The sequence below is a fragment of the Saccharomonospora saliphila YIM 90502 genome, from assembly GCF_000383795.1.
Lineage (GTDB): Bacteria > Actinomycetota > Actinomycetes > Mycobacteriales > Pseudonocardiaceae > Saccharomonospora > Saccharomonospora saliphila.
The window spans coordinates 2,453-4,544 of the sequence record NZ_KB912655.1 but is presented as its reverse complement, the minus strand read 5'-3'; the positions used below and the strand labels follow the sequence as shown (position 1 = coordinate 4,544).

Annotated in this window: 4 protein-coding genes; all 4 read right to left on the bottom strand. The window is 71.6% G+C overall.

All coding sequences use genetic code 11. The annotated features are described in order from the left end of the window. Positions 1 to 334: cation transporter (locus SACSA_RS0109000; RefSeq protein WP_028661706.1), on the bottom strand; the 334-nt coding region annotated here is incomplete at its 3' end. 41 nt (positions 335 to 375) lie between these two features. Next, a complete protein-coding gene (locus SACSA_RS0108995; RefSeq protein ID WP_019815226.1) occupies positions 376 to 582 on the bottom strand; it encodes a heavy-metal-associated domain-containing protein in 207 nt (68 codons plus the stop codon). Positions 583 to 666: 84 nt separating this feature from the next. After that, positions 667 to 948 (bottom strand): metal-sensitive transcriptional regulator, encoded by a 282-nt coding sequence (locus SACSA_RS0108990; protein WP_019815224.1) that lies wholly within the window; start codon positions 946 to 948, stop codon positions 667 to 669. Positions 949 to 1,081: 133 nt separating this feature from the next. Continuing rightward, the gene (locus SACSA_RS0108985) at positions 1,082 to 2,020 is read right to left on the bottom strand and encodes a DUF368 domain-containing protein (protein WP_019815222.1); all 939 of its coding nucleotides are present in this window, start codon (positions 2,018 to 2,020) and stop codon (positions 1,082 to 1,084) included. Positions 2,021 to 2,092: the final 72 nt, after the last annotated feature.

Genomic DNA, 2,092 nt, shown 5'->3' with positions numbered 1-2,092 from the left:
GGGCACCGGCCCCAGCGAGGGCGGTGGCGTCAGCCCTGGCGGGGGCGGTGGCGTCGGGAGCGCCCCCGGGCTGCTCCGGCCGGGGAAGCGCGGTCGAGTAGCCGGCCGCCTCCACCTGTTCGACCAGCCTGGCGGGGTCGAGACCGTCGGCGTAGCGCACGCGCGCCTTTTCGGTGGCGTAGTTGACCGTGGCGGTCACGCCGTCGAGTTTGTTCAGCTTGCGCTCGACCCGGTTGGCGCAGGAGGCACAGGTCATGCCGCCGATCGCCAGCTCCACCTCGTGCCCGGCCGTCTCCGGGTTCGAGGGCCCGGTCCCGGTCACCTCGGACGTCATCCGTGCTCTCCTTCCCCTCCCGCCGCGAACGGCGTGCGCTGTCAGACGCTGAGCTGGTATCCGGCTTCCTCGACCGCCGCGCGCACCGTCTCGGTGTCGAGTCCGTCGTCACTGCGCACGGTGACCCTGCCTGTCTCCAGGTCGACGGCGACGTCGGTGACGCCCTGGATCTCGCCGACCTCCTCGGTCACCGACTGGGCGCAGTGCTGGCAGGTCATGCCCGTCACGGTGTAGCTCGTCTCCGTCATGGCTCACTTCCTCTCGAATGCCGGGCCCTTCGGGTACCCGGTGCGTGTGTTCGGTGGACGCCGCGCGTGCGCGCGCGGGGGTGGTCAGGACCGCACCAGCCGGGCGATGGCCTCGCTGGCCTCCCGCACCTTCTCGTCGGCCACCTCGCCGCCCTCCGTGAGGGCCTCGGCGACGCAATGCTTGAGGTGATCGTCCAGCAGTCCCAGCGACACCGACTGCAACGCCTTCGTCACCGCCGCCACCTGGGTGAGCACGTCGATGCAGTACTCGTCGTTCTCGACCATCCGCTGCAAGCCGCGGACCTGCCCCTCGACGCGGCGCAACCGCGTGAGGAATGCGTCCTTGTCGCCGGTGTAACCCCGCATGACCGCCGTCCCTTCGTACCGTGCCGACTCCGGCACACTATACCCCTAGGGGGTAGGGGTACAAGCGGTTGGCGCAACAAAAAGGCCCCCTCCCCCACTCGTACGGGGAAGAGGGCCGTTCGGTGGCGCGGCGTCAGTCCGCGCGCAGCTTGCGGTCCGCGACCAGGAACCCGGCGACCACGGCGAACCCGAGAGCCGCGAGCGTCACGGACATCCCGACGTGCTCCGCCGGGGCGAGCAGGCTCCGCTCGTCGTCCTGCCACGGCCACAGCGCACGCAGGCTCCCGGTGAGCAGACCGGTCAGCACCACCAGCGTCACGCGCTGGCGGTGTTCCAGCAGCCACTGCAACACCTTCACGATGGAGGCAAGGCCCACCAGCGCGCCCAGCGCGAAGACCCCGAGGTAGCCGAGGTCGCGGTCGTTGATCGCCGACAGGGTCGGTTCGTACAGGCCGATCGTGAGCAGGATGAACGACCCGGACAGGCCCGGCAGCACGAGGGCCGACACCGCGACCATCGCCGAGAGCAGCACGACCAGGGAGTTCGACCCCACGTCACCCGGCGGAAGGCTCACCACGACGGCCGTCAGCACGGCGGCCACCACGCCGACCGTCCAGTCGCGCGGGCGCCACCCGTCCCGGCCGGTCGCGTCCGCGGACGGCGCCTGCGCTGCCAGGGAGAACGGAACCCACAGCGACGCCAGCACGAGCCCGAAGAACAGCGCCCGCATCTGCACCGGGTAGTCGGCGACCAGCCCCTCCATCACGCTGGCCACCAGCAGCACCGCGGCCACCATCCCGACGAGCAGCGGCAGCACGACCCGCCAGTGCACCTGCCGGAACTCCTCCGCGGCCCGCGCCCGTCCCCGGCCCGTCACCGTCTTGGCGACCCCGGAGAGCAGATGCCCCGCCGAGGTGATGACGCTGTCGTACACCCGCACCACCAGGGCCACCGTGCCACCGCTGACACCCGGCACGGTCTCGGCCGTACCGATCAGCGCGCCACGGACCACGTTCAACGCCAGGGCCGGCCAGGAGACCGCCGCGTCCGTACGGGGTGGGGACTTCGTCACGAATCGCTCCTCGGGTGTGCTTCTTGCCTGCCGGTGCCGCGGGCCGTCGCACCCCTCGGCACCGGCCGCGGG

Excerpts from the sequence above, each read along its gene's own strand:
- SACSA_RS0108995 (WP_019815226.1), bottom strand. The coding sequence starts at position 582 with ATGACGGAGACGAGCTACACCGTGACGGGCATGACCTGCCAGCACTGC.
- SACSA_RS0108990 (WP_019815224.1), bottom strand. The coding sequence starts at position 948 with ATGCGGGGTTACACCGGCGACAAGGACGCATTCCTCACGCGGTTGCGC.